This window comes from Xenorhabdus poinarii G6 (assembly GCF_000968175.1).
GTDB lineage: Bacteria > Pseudomonadota > Gammaproteobacteria > Enterobacterales > Enterobacteriaceae > Xenorhabdus > Xenorhabdus poinarii.
In genome coordinates, this window is record NZ_FO704551.1 from 2,797,564 (window position 1) to 2,818,346 (window position 20,783).

At 45.4% G+C, this 20,783-nt stretch carries 18 protein-coding genes and 1 pseudogene; 4 read left to right on the top strand and 15 right to left on the bottom strand.

What is annotated here, in order from left to right; genetic code table 11:
* Positions 1 to 56: 56 nt before the first annotated feature.
* The 5 genes from XPG1_RS12980 to XPG1_RS13000 form a co-directional block, all read right to left on the bottom strand.
* Entirely contained in the window at positions 57 to 980 is a 924-nt protein-coding gene (locus XPG1_RS12980) for a DUF1281 domain-containing protein (protein ID WP_045959431.1), read from the bottom strand.
* Positions 981 to 1,072: 92 nt separating this feature from the next.
* Positions 1,073 to 1,369 (bottom strand): TA system toxin CbtA family protein, encoded by a 297-nt coding sequence (locus XPG1_RS12985; protein ID WP_045959432.1) that lies wholly within the window; start codon positions 1,367 to 1,369, stop codon positions 1,073 to 1,075.
* Positions 1,366 to 1,926, bottom strand: a complete 561-nt coding sequence (locus XPG1_RS12990; RefSeq protein ID WP_045959433.1) for a hypothetical protein — start codon at positions 1,924 to 1,926, stop codon at positions 1,366 to 1,368. The genes XPG1_RS12985 and XPG1_RS12990 overlap by 4 nt, the downstream gene beginning before the upstream one ends.
* 120 nt (positions 1,927 to 2,046) lie before the next feature.
* The gene (locus XPG1_RS12995) at positions 2,047 to 2,508 is read right to left on the bottom strand and encodes an antirestriction protein (RefSeq protein ID WP_045959434.1); all 462 of its coding nucleotides are present in this window, start codon (positions 2,506 to 2,508) and stop codon (positions 2,047 to 2,049) included.
* Positions 2,498 to 2,947, bottom strand: coding sequence for an antirestriction protein (locus tag XPG1_RS13000; protein ID WP_045960755.1), 450 nt, complete (start codon positions 2,945 to 2,947; stop codon positions 2,498 to 2,500). The genes XPG1_RS12995 and XPG1_RS13000 overlap by 11 nt, the downstream gene beginning before the upstream one ends.
* 678 nt (positions 2,948 to 3,625) lie before the next feature.
* Between XPG1_RS13000 and XPG1_RS13005 the strand changes: the two genes are divergently transcribed.
* A complete protein-coding gene (locus XPG1_RS13005) occupies positions 3,626 to 4,741 on the top strand; it encodes a hypothetical protein (protein ID WP_155399078.1) in 1,116 nt (371 codons plus the stop codon).
* A gap of 192 nt (positions 4,742 to 4,933) precedes the next feature.
* Here the strand turns inward: XPG1_RS13005 and XPG1_RS13010 are convergent, their stop codons facing one another.
* Positions 4,934 to 6,541 (bottom strand): competence protein CoiA family protein, encoded by a 1,608-nt coding sequence (locus XPG1_RS13010; protein ID WP_045959436.1) that lies wholly within the window; start codon positions 6,539 to 6,541, stop codon positions 4,934 to 4,936.
* Positions 6,542 to 6,789: 248 nt separating this feature from the next.
* Between XPG1_RS13010 and XPG1_RS13015 the strand changes: the two are divergent.
* The 3 genes and pseudogenes from XPG1_RS13015 to XPG1_RS13025 form a co-directional block, all read left to right on the top strand.
* Positions 6,790 to 6,969 (top strand): annotated as a pseudogene (locus tag XPG1_RS13015) (IS110 family transposase); the annotation flags it as partial.
* A gap of 198 nt (positions 6,970 to 7,167) precedes the next feature.
* Entirely contained in the window at positions 7,168 to 8,214 is a 1,047-nt protein-coding gene (locus XPG1_RS13020; protein ID WP_045959438.1) for an SIR2 family protein, read from the top strand.
* Positions 8,211 to 10,067 (top strand): ATP-binding protein, encoded by a 1,857-nt coding sequence (locus tag XPG1_RS13025; RefSeq protein ID WP_045959439.1) that lies wholly within the window; start codon positions 8,211 to 8,213, stop codon positions 10,065 to 10,067. Before XPG1_RS13020 ends, XPG1_RS13025 begins: the two co-directional genes overlap by 4 nt.
* 776 nt (positions 10,068 to 10,843) lie before the next feature.
* On the opposite strand, the gene XPG1_RS13030 is transcribed toward XPG1_RS13025, so the two are convergent.
* The 9 genes from XPG1_RS13030 to XPG1_RS13075 form a co-directional block, all read right to left on the bottom strand.
* The gene (locus tag XPG1_RS13030; RefSeq protein WP_231853021.1) at positions 10,844 to 11,851 is read right to left on the bottom strand and encodes an HlyD family secretion protein; all 1,008 of its coding nucleotides are present in this window, start codon (positions 11,849 to 11,851) and stop codon (positions 10,844 to 10,846) included.
* A gap of 139 nt (positions 11,852 to 11,990) precedes the next feature.
* Positions 11,991 to 12,620, bottom strand: a complete 630-nt coding sequence (locus tag XPG1_RS13035) for a hypothetical protein (RefSeq protein ID WP_045959440.1) — start codon at positions 12,618 to 12,620, stop codon at positions 11,991 to 11,993.
* On the bottom strand, positions 12,620 to 14,185 hold the full coding sequence (locus XPG1_RS13040) for an MDR family MFS transporter (protein ID WP_231853022.1): 1,566 nt from the start codon (positions 14,183 to 14,185) through the stop codon (positions 12,620 to 12,622). Before XPG1_RS13040 ends, XPG1_RS13035 begins: the two co-directional genes overlap by 1 nt.
* Positions 14,186 to 14,254: 69 nt before the next feature.
* A protein-coding gene (locus XPG1_RS18085) for an IS1 family transposase (protein WP_157879417.1) occupies positions 14,255 to 14,949 on the bottom strand; the annotation gives its coding sequence in 2 pieces (ribosomal slippage) (positions 14,255 to 14,697 and positions 14,697 to 14,949; 696 coding nt in all).
* 135 nt (positions 14,950 to 15,084) lie between these two features.
* Entirely contained in the window at positions 15,085 to 17,847 is a 2,763-nt protein-coding gene (locus tag XPG1_RS13055) for a conjugative transfer ATPase (RefSeq protein ID WP_045959441.1), read from the bottom strand.
* Complete coding sequence (locus XPG1_RS13060; protein WP_045959234.1) at positions 17,847 to 18,248, bottom strand: TIGR03751 family conjugal transfer lipoprotein; 402 nt, start codon at positions 18,246 to 18,248, stop codon at positions 17,847 to 17,849. The genes XPG1_RS13055 and XPG1_RS13060 overlap by 1 nt, the downstream gene beginning before the upstream one ends.
* On the bottom strand, positions 18,236 to 18,592 hold the full coding sequence (locus XPG1_RS13065; protein WP_045959442.1) for a hypothetical protein: 357 nt from the start codon (positions 18,590 to 18,592) through the stop codon (positions 18,236 to 18,238). The genes XPG1_RS13060 and XPG1_RS13065 overlap by 13 nt, the downstream gene beginning before the upstream one ends.
* Complete coding sequence (locus XPG1_RS13070) at positions 18,592 to 20,022, bottom strand: TIGR03752 family integrating conjugative element protein (protein ID WP_045959235.1); 1,431 nt, start codon at positions 20,020 to 20,022, stop codon at positions 18,592 to 18,594. Before XPG1_RS13070 ends, XPG1_RS13065 begins: the two co-directional genes overlap by 1 nt.
* Entirely contained in the window at positions 20,012 to 20,755 is a 744-nt protein-coding gene (locus XPG1_RS13075) for a TIGR03749 family integrating conjugative element protein (protein WP_231853096.1), read from the bottom strand. Before XPG1_RS13075 ends, XPG1_RS13070 begins: the two co-directional genes overlap by 11 nt.
* Between the last annotated feature and the right edge of the window lie 28 nt (positions 20,756 to 20,783).

Below are 20,783 nucleotides of genomic sequence, written 5' to 3' on the forward strand. Positions count from 1 at the left end.
CCCTTTCGGTTGAAGTGAAGATAAAACAATAAATTAATGATGAGTTAAACGAATGGCTATTGCCCAACGGCGATGGCCGATACGGGCAGGTTCATATCCCGCTTTTCATCGTTGACCAGATAAAGCGCAGGCCGGTTCTCCCGTCCTGACTGCCCGTTGCCACTGTCCACATGCTCGCCCTGGTCATAGCAATCGTAGCCTTTGAGGCTTCCTGATGCTTCGCTGTACCAGTGGCGGATTTCACAGTCAAACACCGATGACAGTTCGCCCACCAACTCGGCCGAAGGCGGTGCCCAGGGGGAGTCAAAACGCATGGTTAAGCTGCTGACATTCCGGCGTTCCCAGCGAACATGGTGGCCAAACGGCCATTCCATTCCGTATTGTTCTTCGTAAAACTGCGCCGTCGTGGCAATGCCTTTCAGCAGCGTGCTATTACCGTTGATTTCAGTCGCCAGATTCGTTGACATAATCATCAGCATATCGCAGGGCTGTGCCGCCTGCGGGTACGCATTCAGCTTATCCCAGCATGCCCCGATATCGGGTGTGTCAGACCAGCCCACCATGCCGAACCAGTCGGTATACTGGCGGGTCAGAAGACGGGCGATAATATCACGCGCCGCTTCCGGCACCTTGTCCCAGGACATCAGGCTGAGACCGGACTGACGATACAGGTTATCAATGCGTTTAATATTGTCCGTATTCAACGGCACATTATTCTGTAACAACAACAACCACTGTTCAAAGGCCAGATGCTGCGCCGTTGGCACCGCCGTGCCGCGCACCAGCGCCGGGTACGGGGTGTAGGTTTGTGGTTTGGTCGGTTTCAGTATTCCCGCACAACCCGCCAGAAATAACCGCAGGCTTTGTAACACCGCCTGACGGTAACGGGGGACTTCTTCCCCGCAGACCCACTGCTGCATTACATCGAGACAGACGGATTTGCCGGTGATTTCCAGTTGATTGGTGCACCATTCTGTCATAATTAAGTTCCTCACTTGAATGATAAAAATAAACAGGAGGAACCGCCCGGTCGGGGCACAATTCCCCCGATGGGTAGATTGAACAAAAAGTATTACTGTCCGGTCTGCCTGAATAGCCTGTCAGCCAGACCACTGTCAAAAATAACCGTCAGCTCATCGTGGATATCCAGATAAGGCGTACTGCGCGGGATAACCTGCGTGTTCAGCCGGATTAAGTCGTATTTATCCACCAGTTCGTTAATGGCTTCTGAAGGCTGGACACCGCGGGCTATCAGTGCTGCCACCGTGTCGGTTTCACACAGGACCGTATCGGTCAGGCTCAGGCCAAAATGCCGTTTCAGCAAGGCAGCCGCAATCACCTGCCAGACGGTTAAACGTAACGTGGTCATAACGTCACCTCAGAAAAGACACTGACGGAGACGCCATACCGGAGAATATCCCGCACTTCATGGCACTGCTGATAACAGGAGGAAACCCCATGCAGTGACAATAAATGCGCCTGATGCCATAACGCACGGGCCGCCGGCGCATTCTGCCAGCTCTGCTCAAGCATTGCAGCCTGACATAATCGCTGTTGCTGTCGTTTCAGTGACAAACGTTCCGACGTGAGCGTGACCGGCTGCGCCCAGACAATTTCGTCATCAAATCGGCCACCGAGCACTTTTCTGTCCTGCGCGTCAACAATCATGACGGTCAGCGGAAAAAAAGCCCGCTCACACTGACCGGATAACGTCTCCAGTGCCGGCCAGTCCCCCAAAATGTGAATGACCCTCAGGCGTTGCACCACTTCTGTAATGGTGGAGGCTTCCCCTATCGTCAGGGTATCTGTCAGCAATGGCTGTGACGCTGTCGGATGTTGTCTCAGGCCGGTTACCTGCGCAGTAAACAATGCCTCATGTACTGCGGTGTCGGCATCATCCGGTGCCGGTAAAAAAATAGGGCTCATGATGGTGTTCCTTGATTTCACGTTAAATAAAGAAAACACCCGCCCGAGGCCGGGAAGGTGTTTTTGCTTCCCTGGTCAGGCGCTTAAGAAAAGCGTTAACAGCCTCATGCGCTGATAACGTCAGTGATGATTATTGTTGTTATGAATAAATGACAGGCTGATAGCCGCTTCTTCAGGCTTCAGTGTCATGACCATTCTTATCAGGTCGTTTTCAGGGTGCTGCTGCGCGTACTCCTGCAATGCACAGAACCGATACGTTTCCTCATTCGGTTCATCCAGCACCACAACACGGGCCAATACGATTGAGGTAACCGCCAGTCCGAAAGCATCCGCGGAGAGCGTGACCGTTAATTGCGTGTCCGGCAGGTAAACAGAATAGGTTTCTGCCCGCATCGGCACCAGATAGATCAGTGACTCAGACACGTGTCGGCTCGTCCACTGTTCAGGCTGGTAATCGCCGTATAACGTTGACGCGGTATTGGCCAGCAGGAACCCCAGAAACAACCGTTCCAGCGGGGTCTTATCGGGAAATACGGCCGACAGCGCAAGACTGTCCAGCATAATGTGTGCATTATTTGGCATCACAGTCTCCTTTTAAGCCCAGAGCCGCCCGGATGCACTGAGCCTGGGGATGCAGTAACGCCGCATATTCCCGCAGGTTACAAAACTGCTCAGCATACTCGCCTTGCTTCATGAGTGCGGCCAGATAACCTAATACGGTCAAGGTCACCATCAATCCGAACGTATCAGCAGAAACTTCGCCGTTAAAGCCCGTTGTATTGACGTTGACAACATATGCATCCGACCGTGTTGGTACGACATAAGCAACAGTATCTGACACCTTTCGGCACTGCCACCGATCACGCCGATAGTTTTCACATAGCACAGCGGCAGCTTTAACGAACGTGTGCTCCAACAGCATCCGCTCCAGTGAACTGGTTTGCGAAAAAAGGTCAGCAAAAGGGGAATGTTCAGACACGGGCGCAGTGTGCACCGTGGTCGGGGGTGTATTTTGTTGCATGGTATTCTCCTGAATAAAAAACGGAGAACACCGACCCAATGGGAAACGTATTCCCCGTTGGGTGACTGGCCGGCTGGCCATGATGGATAAAATTAAACAACCTTCATCGTCATCAGACTGACGATATCTGCTTCCAAAGGTGCGCAGATGTACCACACGGTCGTGTACTCCCTTGCAGGCTACAGGAGTATTGCTGTCGCTGCCCGAAGGTGATCCTTACAAGCGACCGGATCATCGATAAGTCTGACTACGCTAATAAACGGACATCATCAGGTCAATGGGTAATTCATTTTCTGGGACAGAAAATAAGGTTGGGAGATAGGTTGGAATTTAGGTGACCACATTGAATGATATTGGGTGATCTGCTTTGAGCGAGAAGCGGACATTGCCTGTTCTTATCAATCATAGCAATCAACTAAAATGACGACTGCCAAAGCGGTGCCAATGCCTTCGGCCATTAAATCGTCTGTGTGATGGCTGAACAACTAGCTGTCTCAAAAAGTTCGTGGAACTAAAACGGAAAACCGGACCCGACGCCACAGTCATCTGGGTAGCGTCTGTCCGGAAGCTTTCGAAAAGTCCTCACCGTGAGGGCAGCGAATGTCTACGAGGCGTGGTCATTCCAATATTATTCTGAAATAATCTAATTTTGGAGCCAGTTAATCAGGGGGAATGCAGGTGAGTGAACACAGTGAGTCGGTGAAAGATTATATACAGATAAACCTGTTCTCAAAAACAGGTGAAATTTTCTTCAACTATGAAGATGCAGAGGATGATATTTATCAAAAACTGAACGCGATAGGGATCCGGCTGACCAAAAATTATATTCCAGGAGATTCAAGTTTTTATCTTGTGGAAAGTCAGCGAGTTCAGGCTGCCGCTGTTCATACCCATCATATCGTTCTGGTCTACAAAGGGATGCTGGAGTACATATTTCGTACGGCATCTATGATGACCGGCGTTGAATGTCGTCAGAGAGAGCCAGCCACAAAAAGATTTATGCCTTGGGAAAATAATATGGGCAGTTGGTTGCAGGGTGGCGAGTTTGAATGGAAAAATGAGAAGTCCTGGTGGTTATGGGAGCCAGACTACCGTCTAGTTTTTAATGAATTCGTTGAAACGTTGTTCGTATTCCTGGTTCTCCATGAGATTGGTCATTTCCATAACTTACATGGTGAGAGAAGAACGCTTAACAAAAAGGGAGATACACCAACCACATCTGATAGTTTTTTCATTCACCGCGCTGTTGATGAGGGGGATGATAAAATACTTGCTGATCGGATTGCAGGTCATGTCAGGGAAATCGTTGCTGATACCTTTGCGTTTCAGTTCATGGTGAACGAACGTAAATACGATTTTTTCCCGGAATTAAGGCTACCTGCTATTGATTCGGATTCACGAAGTGCTATGGAAGTGACAAACTTCGCATACTGCCTCTATGCCGTAGCTGCATATTTCTGGGCTTTACATTATCGCAGTCCCATGACTAATGACTCTCAGGTGAATAGTTACCCTTCCCATGCTTTCAGGCTTGTGAGTATCGAAGCTACTTCATTAGAGCACGGTCTGTGTGCAGACCGGCACGATCCGGCTGCAGGGCTAAAGCTTGGAATACAAAATTATCTAACTAAATTACCTATTGCCTCTGGCAATACTGATTTTATCGACTGGCGTCGCTCGGTAGACAATAAAGCTAGTGAGGCGCATTACTTTAAAATCTGTAATATTACAAAGCATTGGTCGAATATGGTTTTTGGTGTTCGCGACGAACACTGGTTGAATCACCACGGATAATCTAGATACTTCCGAGCCGTTGATAATATTGGTTTTCGTATTCAGCAAGTGTCATCTGATTACTCGAACTCAATGCGGGGCAGCTCAGCTTAGCAGTGAGAGCAGCCCTACCCCTAGCTCTGTATAGAATTGCAGCATTTTGTTCTAAATGCTTGTAAAAAAATCAGTAGATAGCATATAAATAACATGAGGCTAAATTACTAGTGCTAATATAAGAGAACCTTTTCTTATTAAGTGATTCTTGCTAACAGAAATGATACCCATCTTAGCAAAGGGTGTTAATGCATCTTGAATCATCCTATCTTCAGCAATAAGTGAGTCAAGGGTAGATAATGCATCTTGAATTATTCTATCTTCATCAACAAGTGAATCAAAGGTAGTAATTGAAGTATTTAAATCTTTAAACTCTTTCGATAGGTATCGATATTGTTCTGATAAATCATATTTTCCTGCGAGTTCAATAAATAAATCGTGATAATATATCTTCTGGCTAACAGGGTAAGCATCCACCATTTCTGCTAAATGACTTAACACTATTATATCCAATGCTTGGAATGGCCAGAGCATGCGATACTCCCTCTTCTTCAAGATATCAGGGAATGAAGGATTTTTTTTATTTTGGCTAGGTATAAATAACTCTTTGTTAATCATCCATCTTTTCCATTTCTGATAGTCCCGATTAAAGTAACATTGACGGTTATCTAAGTATTCGGATGCGAGTTTGGTCACCTCACCCTTTAGATATACTGACCTTACTCTTTTATGATAGACATGCTTGCAATCAGATATGAATTGTAACTTTATTTTATTAAATTTCGCGGATAATGATGGATGCTTAATCCAAGTCCACTTTGATGCATTCGATTCATTTGAATAATGACGACAAACTATACTTCTGTCATCTTGATAATTTAGAGTAAATATCTCTTCGGTAAAAGAATAGATAATCGATATCACACGATTATTACTATATCCTTCGATTACCGCATAGTCACTTGATTCATAACAAAGTAAAACCTTGTCACAGGTTATATTCCTTTTGGAATAGATCAACAGTCTTTCTTTATAAGATTGTCCTGCATAAATATACTCCATCTCTTTATGTATATTGGGTAAGTGAATTTTTTTGCTAGATATGGCCTTCCGAAGCGATGATAAAGCCCTGTTTCTTCTTTCTGCCTTTTTATTCCTTTTCTCTTCTTCTATCTGTTTAAAATACTCGATTTTCTTAATTTCAAGTTCTGAGTGATAAATCCATTTGTATTCAACGAGATTATTTCTTACTAGAGAGATCCATTCAGAGATGCTATTACCTTTAGCAAGAGGAAAGTAGTACTCAATTGAATCAATCTGTTGGTCAATGTAATACCGTTCTTTATCCTCATCACATTTGTGAGTAACACAAACTTCAATAGCTACATCGCCAGTATCTGTCGCAAGATATACGTCTGCCAGGTAGGGCCCGATCCTATATTCTAGTACTGACTTTTTAACTTCAGTTGTTAGGTCAGAAATGACGATATCTGTTTTGTCGATGGTTATCTCATTTGCTGGAAGAGTAATTTCAGATAGCGAAGAAAAATGTAGCTGCATCGCTATATGTAACTGCGTCATTCGACAGTCACGGCTTTCTTCCTTTGTAGTATGAGAAAAGTGGTGTGCGACGATTTTCCCATTATTCCTTGCAATGAGGGTATCACCACAGTGCTTACAAACACAGTTACAGCGCTTTCCGTTCGGCACTGAATCTACGTGAACTATTGTGTTTGAATCATTATGAAGGGCATATTCAAAAAGCATCCGTACTGTCCACATCCTAATTTATCTATATACTTAATTAGACATATCTAGATCCGGTTTCTATTGTCTACCTATTCAGACCACTCATCAAGCTTAGCAACCCATTCTTATCCCACTTTAATTTAATATGTCGTTATCTCTCACTTAATCAAAGCATCAATTGATGTGATGGACGTTCCCTTCTTCAGTGGCTGACAGTGTCATCTTTAACTTGATACTGAGTATATTGCATTTCGGGAGATCCTCTCATGAACACAATTAAAGTGGTGGGCATTGATCTCGCCAAAAACGTTTTCCAAGTCTGTGTCTGGTTAACGGATAACTCTGTGGCCTGGAATAAAAAAATCTCACGGCAAAAATTGCTGGATACGCTCAGGGCGTTTCCGCTCAATACCCTCATTGCGATGGAAGCTTGCCAAGGCGCCAACTAAAATTGGTCACATCAGGACTATTTTTATAGGAGATCGACCTAGACGCTAAAGGAACTTGTGGAGCCTCCGGTCAGACTGAATACCGGTTTGCTTATCTGAGTCATCATCCCATACCAATAACATATAAACATTATACATGCGATGTCGTAGTATGTAGGATGATTTTTATCCATCACACATAAGGAACAGCATAGCATGGCTCTTCAGCGGGCGTACTACGGTCAGGACAGAGATCGGGAGTTTTTCGAGCGAATTTTCCAGTCTGCTAACATCAATTTTCTTATCGGCTCAGGCGCTTCCCTTCCTGCAATTAAAGTTCTTGGTGATATTGAGAATGAACTCGAAGCCCTTGTGCGGTCAGAGAATGATGAAGAATACTTCAACAAAGCAGAAGAATTTCTCAGCGACATATGGAGGGCAAATAATGTTCTTCTCAAACGAAACCAGCCTAGTGAAGAACTCCTCCCAGATATCGCGCAAGAGGTTAAGGTGACTCAGTGTAACTATACAAAGTTTATGCGGGCGCTTGAAATGCTCCTGACACGGCGACGAACAGGGCTGTTACCTCGTAGGATTAATTTATTTACGACCAACTATGACCTGTTTATTGAGAATGCAGCGGTTACCAACAACAATATTATTCTTAACGATGGCTTCCGCCAGCGTGCCGATATCTATAATCGAATGATATTTGATGCAAAATGCTTTTATCAAACGATCCATGCCACCGGAAATCTGTATAATTACAGCGTAGAACTACCTACCGTTAATCTGATAAAACTTCATGGTTCCCTCTCCTGGCATAGTTTTGAAAAAAATATATATTACTCAATTAAGGAGTTTAAGCCGACGTCTTTTGACAGCCTAGTTAAAAGGCAGGAGTGGGTCACTTCGCATCAGCTTGTTCTTCCAAGAAAAGACAAATTCCGTGAAACTGTGTTGGACAATATCTATTACGATTTGCTGCGCACTTACGCCAATGAACTGGATAAGGAAGGCACGTTACTGGTAGTTTTCGGCTTTTCGTTTGCGGATGAACATATTGAAACGCTTACGAAAAAAGCTTTACGCAATGCTACGCTAAAGATTGTTATTTTTGCTTATGATGACGCTGCACGCTTCCATTTCATTGATAAATTTAGTGATTACTCAAATGTCGACGTGGTTTATACTCCTGGTGTTTCCCTCGACTTTTCGAAACTGACTGAAATTATTACCTGTTTTTTAGGAGAGAGGAAATGACGTTCGCTCTTGTTAATGAAGAGGCAATATTAAGAATCGGAGAGGTCTGTGAGGTATCAGGCAGAACGGTGAGCGTACTGGTTGATAAAAACAAAAATCTCAGCGATCTTTTTTTTCACGGGAAAGTACTCAAAAATGTTTCAGTAGGTAGTTTCATTGAAATAAAAAAAGGATTTGTGAGCCTAATTGCTAAAGTGGAAACTGAAAAAATCGTCGAAGAAAAGCCCTCTTCCGGCAGCGGAAGTGATTCGCTGCGTTATCGTAGATATCTGACTGCTACCCTTTCAGGATACATTGATCGCTACGGTAGGTTCACGGGCGGGACGCGCGAGCTCCCTTTGATAGGTAACGAGGCCTTCATTCTTACTGAAGAAACCCTTCAGCTTATTCACTCCATTACAGATGCAAGTAAGGGCGGACTGCAATTCTCGCGTACAGATCTGGAGGATATTGATATCACCCTTCCGGTCAGTGGCCTACTCAATTCACACATTGCTATTTTCGGTAATACGGGCAGCGGGAAATCAAATACGCTCGCTGCCCTTTACCAGCACGGCTATAAAGCGCTGGGTGAGCTACTTGGCGAGGGTTTTAAACAACAGGCACGCTTTATACTGCTTGATTTTAATGGTGAATACGGCTGGGAGGACTGCATCACGCGTGACAAGGTTGTATATAACCTTAACACACATCGTAATGACGGCGATCGTATACCGATGCCTGCGGGTGTGTTACTTGAACATGAAATTCTCTCCGTGCTGACAGATGCGACAGATAAAACGCAGAAGCCTTTTCTGAAGCGCGTTCTTGAATTCAGGCAGTATGTTGAAGCAAAAGAAAATCCTCAGGCTTATTTTCGCGGAATTCTAACAAGACGGGTGACTGAAACTCTTTTCAGATGTGAAAAGAAGAAAAGCGATGATCTCATTGATTTATTCCGTCCAGTATTAAAGGATGAAAATCTCACCGCTGACATTAATTTTTATTTTAAAAATGGGGGAGTATGGCGAACGAATTCTGGTATTCATTTCAATAAAGAAGAAGATACACGACAGTGTAATATGTACCATAAAGCTGAGGCCTATAAATTTCCTGATGACCTTATGGAAGAAATGCTAGATTACATGTATCTGCAGTTGATCATCGAATATCTGTCCAACCGCTCAAATCCTGAACATCTTTCTCCGGTCATCAACAGAATGCGCGGGATACGCAAGGATATAAGGAAAATATTTGATACCTCAGCCGGTGATGATCTCTGGAAAACTAAAAATTTTGTCGTATTGAATTTGAACATGGTCAATCTCACCATGAAAAAAACTTTACCCTTACTGCTGGCAAAGTGGGCTTACTCGGTAAAAAAATCAAGCCAGATTCCGTCTACACTACATCTAATTATCGATGAGGCGCATAATATACTTTCCAGTGCATCATACCGTGAATCTGAAAACTGGAAGGATTACAGGCTCGAAACATTTGAGGAAATAATCAAAGAAGGCAGGAAGTTTGGCGTTTTTGTAACTATTTCCAGTCAGCGTCCAAACGATATATCCCCGACAATTATTTCTCAGGCGCATAACTACTTCATTCACCGACTGATAAACCAAAACGATCTCTACGCAATCGAGAAGTCAGTTTCTTATATTGATCATCTTACTGAGGAATCAATTCCAACGCTTGCAACCGGCACCTGTATATTCAGCGGCGTGGTTTGCCCGATGCCACTGAAACTGCGTATTGCAGAGCTTGGAGAAAACGAGAAACCGCGGAGTCATACTCTGACTTTTGAGGAGTTGGCTCGTCTGAATTCTTTACCGTTTGATGAGCAACTAAATGGTGGAGTGCCTGACTAGTTAAAGAGCATCGTACAGGCAGAATGTCAGTTAATGGCCTCTTTTTCGCGGTTTCACTGGGTAATTCGGGGATCAAATCGGTCGTAAAGGCAGGCCGGGCGTGTTCTGGACGTTGGTCGCCTGACGGCGTCACTTGGTAATCGCGCTGCGTTTACGCAAGTGACGCCGCACTGCTGTGGACGCTGAAAATATTGACGTCATCTGATCCTGATGTGCCATCACTGTACAGGATTCAGAACGTTTATCGTGCGTGACTTAAAACGTGGGTTAATGTCATACCTCATTCGGATCGAAGCAAAGAAGGTTCTGCCCGTATTGTGTGGTAAGCCGATTGTTCATAACACCGGATAACTTTCATCGCCGGACAGTGGGTTATTTACCCGACGATATCTGCTTCCAAAAGTGCGCAGATGTACCGCATTGTGATGCACTCCCTTGCAGGCTACGGGAGTTTTGTTTCGCCATCTAATCGGTGATCCTTACAGGCGATGGATCATACGTAGTTACAGTTAAATACTGTATCGGTTGGGTTAAACGGGGTCAACTTTTTGTTTGATGATAAGTTGTGTTAAGGAAGGGAGTCATTATTTTCTGAATGAGAATAACAAATTCATCGCGATTCATCACATTAACAAGTTCAATCTCCTAAAATGTTCTGACTTATTTAACAACAAATTTATCATAGATAATTTCCACCTTCCTACATCTCGTCTGTACACCTAATATGTTAACTCAGCAGCACCCATTTCATTTTCTAAAACATTTGAATCCCCTCCCTATGAACGAGTATCCACCGTTACCGTGGCAGATAATCCACTATCAATTTCTTCTGGCAGATCAAAGACTATCTTTACTGATACTCGTTGAACTATCTTTGTAAAATTTCCAGTCGCATTATTTGGGGGAAGTAAGGCAAAAGTAGCTCCAGTCGCAGGTGAAATACTATCTACCTTTGCCGGAAAAATTTTATCAGGATAAGCATCAATAGAAACTTTTACTGGTTGGCCTTTATGCATACGTGAAATTTGCGTTTCCTTAAAATTGGCTCGTATCCATGGTGTTTGATTAGATACAATATTGGCAATGCTTTGTCCTGCTTGAATCATCCCACCAACTTGTATGCTACGGTTAGCGATCACTCCATCCCTTGGTGCAACTATCCGTGTATAGTTCAACATAAGTTCCGCTTGATTTAAAGAAACTACGGCCTGCCGTATAGTGGCTTTAGCTTGTTTAATTTTACTCTCTTGTACAACAAGTTTGCTAATTTGTGTTCTTAGCTTTGCTTGTGCTTCATGATACTTAGATGTAGCGATTTTATAATTCGAAATAGCATCATCTAAATCATTTTGAGAAACATAATGTCTTTTTTTTAAAATCCAAAAACGTTCAAGTTTTTGATACTCATATTTTAAACTCACTTTTGTCGAAATTAAACTATTACGATATTCTTCAACTACATTCTGTTGCATTTTGTAGCTTGCCTGTGCATTAATTAATGTGCTTTCATTCTGTTCCAATTTTGCCATAGCTTTTTGTTTATTTAGCATAAATTCACTCTTATTTAACTGTACCAAAAAGTCACCTTTTTTCACTTTATGGTTATCCTGAATGTTAGATTCCATTACTATGGCACTTAAATGGGAATTAACATTTGTAATATCCGCTTGCACATAAGCATTATTTGTAGTTTGAAAAAAACGCCAATAAAAATACCAATAAAAATAAAAGACCACTAGAGACAAAACAAAAGCAATGATAATTATTCTAATGCTTTTCATCATGCTATTTCCTATGATTTACTTTTAAAGTATCTATGGTTTATAAAAAACTCACACTTATAACAATTAAATATTACAAGCCAGAATAAAACATAGCTTAATAAAACAAAAACTTAATATATTATTTAATAACTTTCACTTACTACTTACAGTGTTTATTATACGCATTAGATTTCCAACGATATTTTGCCCACCGAAAACTAAACAATATCATTAAAAATGTTAATGGCCAGCCACTAATAAAAATAATTATATCAATAGGTATATTGCTTTGACGAGAAAGAATATAGATCCCCATTGCTTTCAATGAAAAGACCAAAATCCAAGCTACTGTAACTTCATGCCAAACTCTGGTATACAACGCTGTACCATAAGCAGGAATGCTCTTCAATCTCGGCATAGCTTGCTCAGCTATTATCTGGATGATTGGCAATCTGATTAAGGAATAAAAACTAAATACCACTACTACAGTAAGAGCACCACTGACAGATAAAAAAACATTTTCTTCACTAATGTTGAACAAAGTATACCCATGAAGGTAAAGATAGTGACTGCCCCCTGACACCACTATTAAAACAACAATGGATAAAGAGCCTCTCTGTCGGCTAACCAACTGTACTACACCAGAATAAAGGACAACTGTCAGCACAGCAATACCAACTCCCATTATCCAGAACATGATATTGTAAAGAACAATAGGAATAATAATGGTCATTACCCCATCACGTGATAATAAGTAATGCCAAATAGTCATTGGTTTTTGTTGATTCATTATGATTCCTTCTTAGCCAAATGCAAGTAAAAATCATAAGTAGAAAATAATACTAAAAAAACTGTAATCAGCATTATTCCTCCCATGATCAAAAACAAATCGTTGAAAGCCATAATTTCAGCTTGCTGCACTATATTCTTCTCCAATATAGCAATAGCTGTATGTTTCACATCCTGTGTATCAGATTCTAATCCATGATGAATCATCAGGTTTTTGACACTGTTAAGATAATAAGTAAATACACCACTACTAGATATTAGAGATGTTTTAATATCATAAAAATGGGTATTGAAACGCGAAATAAAAAATGTGGTCAACATAGCAATACCGCATGAACCACCCAAACTACGAAAAACATTTATTAAGACAGCAGAGGAAGTGCTATCTCTTTGCTGTATATGGCGAGTGGCTAATAAAGAAAGTGGAACCATAATAAACGGTTGTCCCAGTGCACGTATCAGCATTGACCAAATCATCTGTGATTCAGAAAAATCCCCATTCATACTACTATTCATAAAAGCACTAATTGCTAATCCAGAAAAGCCAATACAAATTAGATACTTTAGATTGAATCTTTTCACCAAAAAAGGAATAAATGGTAGAATAATTAATTGTGGAAATCCCATCCAAATCACCATACTACCAATTTGTGATGCATTATAATCATATACTCTAGTCAAGTAATAGGATACCAAAAATAATGTACCATAAATCGATAACCCAAACATTGAAAAAATGAAAAGAGAAAATGAAAAATAAAAATCCCTAAACAATTTAATATTTATTAACGGATATTGATAAGTAAACTGATTATATATAAACACAATTAAACCAATCGTAGATATAATAGTTAAAATGCAAATCATGTCAGATTCAAACCAATTTAGCATACTACCTTTTTCTAAAACAACTATCAATGCCCCTAAACATAACATCATAGAAAAAACACCAACAAAATCACCTGTTCGAATAGCATTCCAATTAATTTTTTGATATTTTAGAGAATAACTAATTAATATATATGATAATAATGCAGGAATTGCGTTAATATAAAATATCGCGTGCCAAGACAATTTGTCGGTTAACCACCCTCCTAGTGCAGGCCCAACAGCAGGAGCAAATGTGCTGATAATACTAAACAATGACATACCTAATGGACGTTTTTCCTGTGGAAAAAATTCAATAATCAAACGAAATGAAATAGGAATCAGTGCACCACCGCAAAATCCTTGTAATGTACGAAAAAGAATCATTGAATTGAGATTCCACGCAAAGGAACAAAGCAATGATGTACTTAAAAATCCGACAATGCACCATAGGGCATAGCGTCCCGTTCCCAAAATCTGGCAAAGCCAGCCACATAGAGGAATAGCAATGATCTCTGATGTAAAATATGAAGTTATCAACCACGAACTTTCATCCAAACTAGCAGATAATGCCCCTTGAATCACTTTCATTGATGAATTGGTGATTTGAATATCCAAAATAGCCATGAAACCACCAATTAATCCACCACCAGCAACACACCATTGACGGCAAGTAAGTTGAGGCCGTTCTGATTCCACTGTTATTATGTTACCTCTCATAGAAGAACGTTCCGAAGCTGGTCGTGTATTAAATGGTTAGAAGGATCACTAAATATAGTTTTCACGCTCAATGAAAGTGCCTATCACTTTATCGTGCATTTCTTCAGATTTGGAATAACCGATTGTTTTTCTATTCAGCCTTTTTATTCGGGTACGATGGGTAAGGTTGGTTCTCTCTATACGTTGGGTAAATATCTTTCCAGTAAGATGGACTTCTTCAGGAAGACAATCATAAACGGCATAATCATCCGTACAGTAAAACCGGATATTAAAGGGTGACAAGAGTGCCAGTAGTTTTTCCCATGTTTTTCTGCTGCGATCCCCAAAAGTATGTGCCACTATCCGTTTCATACGCGGCTCCCAGGCATACCAGAGCCAGCGCTGATTTTTCTTACTCCCCACAAACGACCACTGCTCATCCACTTCACAGATAAGATGAATGTCATCCCCGTCAAGAGGAAGCGTCGTCACGTTCCGGGGGTTGAGTTTTTAAGCGTTTTCATCACAGTAGCTGTTGCCACCTTCAATACGCGGGCCGTGTCACGGATGCCGCTGTTATTCATCGCCATATCAATAATCTGCTCTTTGACTCCCGGTTTGCAAGCTTGATAGGTGTATGCCAACTGAAAGACTTTACTGCAGGCATAGCAGCGGTAGCGGGGATAACCTCTATGACCTTTTCCATGTCCTTTAACATCTTCTGATTTGTGACAATAACGACAATCAACTTCTACTTTAGCCATGTTCCACCACGAAATACCGGAAGATTATCATAACAACTAACTATTTAATACATGACCATCATTTTTTGGCTATAATAAATGGCATATCCCATACACCACTTAATATCCTGATAAATAATAAAAAATAGAGTTACTTTATCTCCCTGTATCAACCTTTAACCACCGCGCCACATCCATTTTTCTGGCCACCAATACCGCCGCCGCCAGTTCACTGCACTGATGTTCCCGCATCAATGCCCGCCGTTCGGCTTTTTCTTCTTTTTCTGTCATGCCCAGCGCCAGATATAGGCTTGGCGGAACAACCCGGAACAAGGCTTCGATTTTCTTTGCCAGCACCACGCCTTCGGTATAACAACGGGGTAATTTACTGGCAGAGAGCAGCACCGCTTTCTGCTCTTCAGTCAGCTTTTTAAACCGGGCGATTTGCTCCACTTCATCCGGCGGCATGGTCAGGCACAGCCACCATTCCGCCATATTCAGCATCTTTTCAGCGGTATCGGGGTAGTCCGCCAGGTTTTGGGTGGCGAGCCATAGCCAGGCACCGAGTTTACGCCACATCTTGACCACTTTAGTCATATAGGGTGATAACAGCGGGTTAGTGGTGGTGATATGTCCTTCATCAATCACCAGTTGCAGTTCGCGATCCTGATATTGATCCCGTTCAGCCAGGTTATTGACTTTGTTAATCAGCGAGACCATCGCCAGTGCCATCTGCGCCGAGTAGTTCTCCCGCGCCAGTGTCCCCAAATCAATCAAGGTGACATCCACTTCCGGCCACGGCGTACCGGGACGGTTAAATAATTCTCCCTCAAACCCCTGTGTAAACATCGACATGGCGCTGGCCATTTCATCCGCCCGTGCCCGCCGGTGTGTAGTAATTAAAGGCTGACCGTGTTCATCCTGCTGGTGATTACGGGCGATGGCATAAAGGGCATTCTGTAAATCCGAGGCCACCATCTGGCGTGATTCGTCAAAACTGGTCTGAGCTGCCTGCATAATGGCTTCACGGATCAAACCACGGTCTGAACGGGTCAGACGCTCTTCTTCTCTTTTTTCACCACCGGTGATCATCAGCCGGGCGGCAATTTCCATTTCGCCTAGGATATCGCGCTGTTCATCCCCCTCCTCTTCCGGCTGTTCATCGGTATAGGGAATATCGGCTTCGTTAATCCGCAATTGCTCAGGACTGAATTGCAGCAGTTGATGGGCATCGGCAAACAGTGCCAGACTCACCCCACAGCCCGGTCTGATACCGATTTTATTGACCGTCAGCCCCAGACTTTCATAGTAATCGGCCAGTAAACCAAAACTGTTGCCGGCTTCAACAATAAACAGACGTGGACGGTGGATGGCCATCAGCTGGATAAGCGAAGCACACAGGGTGGCGGATTTTCCCGCCCCGGTCGGACCAAACAGCAATAAATGGGCATTCTGAGTACGATCCTGTTTGTTCATCGGATCAAAGGTCAGTGGGGAGCCGCCCCGGTTAAAGAAACTGAACCCCGGATGCCCGGTGCCGGTCGAACGGCCTGTCACCGGCAATAACCCGGCCAGATGCTGTACCCAGGTCAGGCGGCTGTACCCATGTTTTTTGTCTTTCTGCGGGTTAAAGCACATCGGCAGTGCCCGTAAGTAGGCATTCAGCGGTAACACACTGAATTCCGGCCGGACGGGCTGTAATCCGGCTGTCAGCAGGGTGGAGGATAACTGATGCACCCGGTGGTTGATATCATCCAGATCCTTGCCCCGCACCAGAAAAGTCAGCGCACTGCGGTACAGTTTATGCCGTCGCCCCAGCAACTCTTTGACTTCCTGCACATCCTGCCGGACGCGCAGCGATTCGGTATTTTCTCCCACCGCATTTTTTGAAAGCTGGGTAAAGTCCTCTTCCAGCCTGTCCTGTGCCTGTGCCACAATGGTCAGGGAAACTACCGTCCCTGCCGGCATCATATCCATCAGGGCATTGATATTGTCGCCCCGTTTCACTTCGCCTGTCAGTGTTCCCGGTTCTGGTGGACGGCGCAGGCGCTCAACCGGCACCGCTTTATGGGGCAGTCCGTCAAACCACCAGACACCGGTCTCAGGATCAGACACCGGCGGGTTAAACCATAAACTTTCGGCGAAATCATTATTAACCGGGAGATCAGGCGGCCTGGGAGGTTCGTAACCCACAGTACGGTAAAAATCGGCTTTTGCCATCCCCCAGTCCGGCGCCGGATTAAAATGACGCAACAGCCAGTTATGGATCTGCTCCCCGTTTTGCCTATGGGCCACGACACCGGCCGCTGCCAGTGATGAGACCAGCCGTTCGCAGACCTGATTGAGGGCGGCAACAGCCGGTAAGGTTTGGTTGTCATGGCGGGATTTTCGCGTGACCGGAAGCCATCGGTAAACCACCATACGGGTCTGGCGCTGCTGGCCCCGCCACGGCTGCCCGGTGATTAAGCTGTCCTGAAATATCCCGTCAGGCCGGGCAATGCTGGTCAGGTGGTGTTCCGATTCAGACAAAAAGGCGTCAGTAAAGGCTGTGCCCTGTGCCCAGGGTTTCACATAGCCCCGCAAGGTGTTGAGATAGTCAGCAGGATCATCTTCATCCTGACAAAAAAACTGCACCACCCACGGCGAAATATCGTCTTCTTCCAGACTGTCCTGGATCGCATCTTCCAGCTGATCCCGGATTTCAAGCAACCGCGCAACCGGGCGCCCTTCCGTGGCGATGGGGTCAATCCGGTAGACCGCCCCGACGGAAATCCCGTCATCCAGCAGCAGGCATTGTTCTTTTTCCAGATATTCCACCCAGGGCAGGTAATCGATGATGGAAGGGTTTGCATGGTAAATAGTAGTTTCATCCGCCTCACGCAATTTACCGGGACGGTTCAGTGCCTTGGGTTTTTCCATTACAGTGCCTCCGTGCGTTCACCCGGCAGGGCATATTGTACTTGGCTGTAAAACGGGAACACCGTGCTGTAGCCCGGTATCGGCGTATTGCCGGCGACCAGATGCGGAAAAACATACATCACCATATCGGGGTTGGGTAAGCGGGGAAATTGCTGGCTGATTTCCTGTGCCGCTGAACGGCTGTAATGATAAGGTGCTTCCAGTGCCCTGCGCCGTTCGGCGGGGGTTAACGTCCGGCGCAATGTTTCCCTTGCCGATACAGTAGCATGACCGACCTTGTTCCCCTGCCACATCGCCAGCACCGTCTGCTCCCCGGCAGGGAGTAAGGTCTCTTTCGAGGTCGCACAGCCGGCCAGCAGTCCGATTAAGCTTAACACTAAACAGGGGCTTAGTTTCCGCATGGTTCGGTCTCCGTCGTGCCGATGGCGGTAAAGGTGGCAAATTCAGGGTGTACCGCCAGTTCCGATAAAGTAAAGGGCAGCCGTTCCCACTGTTCAGGCTCTGCGCTTTCTTTGTTTTCAACCACGGCCTGCCACTGCGTCTGCGTCAGGCGAAAGACGGTAAAATCACCGTCACACAATGGCTGACATTCTCTGCCGGCTGAAAGATACAACCGGCACGCTTTTTTGCGCACTGTACGCCAGTAAAGCTGTACCTGTGCGGGTTCAGCCCGTGACGTCACCGACACTTGCAGGCAATACGGGGAACCCGCACTGAATATCCACTGAGAAGAGGTATTTTCCATTAATCTAATGCTTCCTGATTGTCACGTTGGGTGGTCTCACGCACGCCGTAGCGCACCTTACGTCCTTTCGTTTCATAATCAATCGCCAGGCGTTGTGTGATATGCACCACAACACGGGCACCGGGCGGGACGTAAACCGCATCAAACGTCTGGCTGTAGCGCTGTCTGAGCCATTCACTCAGGTCATTCATGCCGCCGGCCATCGCTTTGCCTAATGCCGCCTGTCCGGCATTGCCCGTTAGCGCGGTGGTGATACCGCCGGTGCCACTGGTCTGGGCGGTACGCTGACTTTCACTCAGGGCATCGCCGGCCGAATGCATGGCCGAGAGCGCAAACAGGGTCGGCAGATAGGTGGCGGCGTTGGATTTGCGCTCACCGCTGATACAGGGAATGCCGTTTTCATCGGACAGCCAGCCGATGCCGTTCGCGCTGGTATTGTTGTTTTGCCCGCTGCCCGGCAGGGTACGCACCGTGCCATCCTGAAAAACAAAGGTAATGGAATTAACCTGACCGCGCACGCAGGAAAGCGTCCAGTCGCCGCTGGCCGAACCGGATACCACCGCCCCTTCCACCGCCGGCAGTTCAATACCATTGGCGGTCAGGTTGTCTTTGCCGATAAGGATTTTGAACGGATAGGGGTCAGTCACCGTGCCATTCACGGGAACCCGGCCTAATAACGCGGTCATCGCCTGACTGCCCACTAACGTGGCATTTTCAGGCAGGGTATAGACCGGCTGTTCATTTTCTTCCTTTGACGGGTTTTGAAGCGAAGGGCTTTGGGGCTTACTTTGCCCGGCGGCGAGCTGTTCACTTAAAAATGAGGTCGGGAACTGCGCCGTGGCTTTTCCACTGCCGGGGGTTTGTATGTCTGCGGGCTTTTCATCGGCGGGTGTTATCCAGATAAGTTCATTCTGCCCTGAGCCTGAATTGGCAGAATACGGAATACTTCCCGACCCAAGTGGTATCGGACTGTCCGGCGCAGACAAAGGCGCTGAATTTAAGCGTTCCGTCAGTAAATCAATCTGTGCAAGCAATCCCTGCTGTTCATCCTGTAATTCACGCCGGCGCTGTTCATCGTCCTGCCGGATAGCTGCCACCGCCGCGTCTATCTGACCGGCGACATCCTGACGCTGATGCTTTAACTGGTCATTTTCTTTCAGGATATCGGCATTCTGCTGACCTAAACGCTTTTGCTCTGCCCGCACGTTATTGAGCGTTCCCACCAGCGTTCGCAGGGTATCTTCCGGCGTATCGCCACCGACACCCAGCGCCTGTAACTCCTCCGGTGACAATGTGGCCAGGACATTGTTGGGTGGCGTATCGGGCGCGGTAGTGTCGGTTGAACTGCAACTTTTCATCCCGATAAACCCGCCGAGAACCAACACCGCCGGCACCAGCATTTTCACCAGACTGTTGGATTTAACCTGCATGACGGCCTCCCGGTTTCACCGCTACCGGCTCAGGGATAAAAGCATTATCCGACTGTCCTCGGGTCACAAGATACAGCACGGTGGTATCTTCCGGTGTCCCGGCTTCGCCCAGCCAGCGATGCTGAAACGTCGCCGAGACAAATTGTCCCTGCAAAGCCCGTGGGTCAAGCGTGATATTGCGCTTAGCCGTATTGCGCAGTTTCAGGGCTACCACGGTGTAATTTTGCACGCCCCAGCCGGCCAGCGGGGAAACCGCAATCGGTTCTGAAGGGTAGAGTGTCGTGATAGATTCGGGTAAATGCAGACTGACCGGGTGGATCCCCGTAACCGGCTCGACGGTACGCAGCGGGGCATAAAGCTGCTGAGCGGCATAGCGGGTTAATATCACAGGCGCGGGAGCCGAAAGTGCTGATTTTCTCTGATACGGTGACCCCTCTTTTGGGGCAGAATTTTTTTCATCCGGATAAAGAATGCGGACGGGTTCCGTTGACCCCATTTTGGTGGCGGTGATATCCAGTAAGATAATTTCGCCGTTTTCACTGTCCTGCAATTGCAGACGAGTAGACGGAAAAGATTGGCTGGCTTTCAGGTAAACCGCGCCGCCTGCGCTCTGCACCCGCAGTTTATCGCTGAGTGACGGGGACAAACCAACACGGACATTTCTGTCTACGAAAATAATCCGCTCCTGACCCACTTTCAGCGCAATGGATAACGGAATGCGTTCCCATTTCATTAGCTCATCGGCCTTTGCACCGAGGCTG

Coding starts and splice junctions, on each gene's coding strand:
- XPG1_RS12980 (WP_045959431.1), bottom strand. CDS start 980: ATGACAGAATGGTGCACCAATCAACTGGAAATCACCGGCAAATCCGTC.
- XPG1_RS12985 (WP_045959432.1), bottom strand. CDS start 1,369: ATGACCACGTTACGTTTAACCGTCTGGCAGGTGATTGCGGCTGCCTTG.
- XPG1_RS12990 (WP_045959433.1), bottom strand. CDS start 1,926: ATGAGCCCTATTTTTTTACCGGCACCGGATGATGCCGACACCGCAGTA.
- XPG1_RS12995 (WP_045959434.1), bottom strand. CDS start 2,508: ATGCCAAATAATGCACACATTATGCTGGACAGTCTTGCGCTGTCGGCC.
- XPG1_RS13000 (WP_045960755.1), bottom strand. CDS start 2,947: ATGCAACAAAATACACCCCCGACCACGGTGCACACTGCGCCCGTGTCT.
- XPG1_RS13010 (WP_045959436.1), bottom strand. CDS start 6,541: ATGCTTTTTGAATATGCCCTTCATAATGATTCAAACACAATAGTTCAC.
- XPG1_RS13020 (WP_045959438.1), top strand. CDS start 7,168: ATGGCTCTTCAGCGGGCGTACTACGGTCAGGACAGAGATCGGGAGTTT.
- XPG1_RS13025 (WP_045959439.1), top strand. CDS start 8,211: ATGACGTTCGCTCTTGTTAATGAAGAGGCAATATTAAGAATCGGAGAG.
- XPG1_RS13030 (WP_231853021.1), bottom strand. CDS start 11,851: ATGATGAAAAGCATTAGAATAATTATCATTGCTTTTGTTTTGTCTCTA.
- XPG1_RS13035 (WP_045959440.1), bottom strand. CDS start 12,620: ATGAATCAACAAAAACCAATGACTATTTGGCATTACTTATTATCACGT.
- XPG1_RS13055 (WP_045959441.1), bottom strand. CDS start 17,847: ATGGAAAAACCCAAGGCACTGAACCGTCCCGGTAAATTGCGTGAGGCG.
- XPG1_RS13060 (WP_045959234.1), bottom strand. CDS start 18,248: ATGCGGAAACTAAGCCCCTGTTTAGTGTTAAGCTTAATCGGACTGCTG.
- XPG1_RS13065 (WP_045959442.1), bottom strand. CDS start 18,592: ATGGAAAATACCTCTTCTCAGTGGATATTCAGTGCGGGTTCCCCGTAT.
- XPG1_RS13070 (WP_045959235.1), bottom strand. CDS start 20,022: ATGCAGGTTAAATCCAACAGTCTGGTGAAAATGCTGGTGCCGGCGGTG.
- XPG1_RS13075 (WP_231853096.1), bottom strand. CDS start 20,755: ATGAAATGGGAACGCATTCCGTTATCCATTGCGCTGAAAGTGGGTCAG.